Annotated in this window: 1 protein-coding gene and 1 pseudogene; both read left to right on the top strand. The window is 43.7% G+C overall.

Translation table 11 applies throughout. From position 1 onward, the window contains the following. Window positions 1–454: pseudogene (locus R8269_RS25700) on the top strand (6-phospho-beta-glucosidase); the annotation flags it as partial. 18 nt (window positions 455–472) lie between these two features. After that, the coding region (chbG, locus tag R8269_RS25695) for a chitin disaccharide deacetylase (RefSeq protein WP_318222973.1) at window positions 473–1109 on the top strand (637 nt) is incomplete at its 3' end.

Here is a 1109-nt window from a genome sequence, read left to right as displayed (position 1 = left end):
GTTTAAGCTCTATCAAGATCCGAACTTAGACCACAAACCGAAAGAGTTGGAAGAGCGAGGGGGAGCGTATTACTCAGATGCGTCACTCAATCTCGTCGACTCTATTTATAACAACCGTAACAGCATTCATGTCGTAAACGTCTTAAACAATGGCGCGATCAATGGTCTACCGGATGACGCCGTGATTGAATGCAGTGCAGTGATTGGTAGTTGGGGAGCAAAACCACTTGCTGTTGGTGAGCTATCAAACAACATCAAAGGACTACTGCATCAAGTGAAAGCTTATGAGCAGTTGACGATAGAAGCCGCTGTTGAAGGTAACTACGACAAAGCATTGATGGCATTAACGAATAATCCTTTGGTGCCAGACATTGGTCGAGCGAAAGCGATATTGGATGAGCTGTTAGCGGTTAATGCGCCTTATTTGCCTCAATTTAAACTTACAGCGTTGTAATACTAAGGAAGAGCGTCAATGAAAGTCATTTTTAATGCGGACGATTTTGGTCTGACTCAAGGTGTTAATAACGGCATTGTAAAGTCCCATCAAGATGGTGTCGTGAAATCGACTACTATGATGGTAGGGATGGATGCCGAGCAGCATGCAATCGAGTTAGCCAATCAAAATCCAGACTTAAAAATTGGCGTACATCTACGGTTTACAGCAGGTGCTCCTCTCACGGAGCACCCAAACTTAACCAATGGTAGAACGCATTTCGTCAAATACAGTGAATTTTGGAACAAGCAAGATTTTGAAGCTCAAGCGGTTTACGATGAAGCTAAAGCTCAAATTGATCACTTCTTGTCACTTGGACTAACGCTCAGCCACCTTGATAGTCATCATCATGCTCATACGCATCCTCAGATTCTTCCTATTGTTCAGAAACTCGCGAAAGAGCACCGCGTGCCACTTCGCGGGAGTGGTATCTGTCACCAACCAATGACGACAAGCTATTTCTTTACCGATGAGTTTTACGATCAAAAGGTAAGTTTGGACGGATTAATGCAACACCTTTTGTGCTTAAAAGAGAATTACGATGTGGTAGAGGTGATGTGTCATCCTGCTTATGCCGACCAGCCCCTTATTATGAAAAGTGGCTATGCACTGCAAA

The sequence above is a fragment of the Vibrio sp. Vb0667 genome (genome assembly GCF_033391095.1).
The sequence above is the reverse complement of the archived record's forward strand: the minus strand, read 5'-3'. Positions and strand labels throughout refer to the sequence as shown.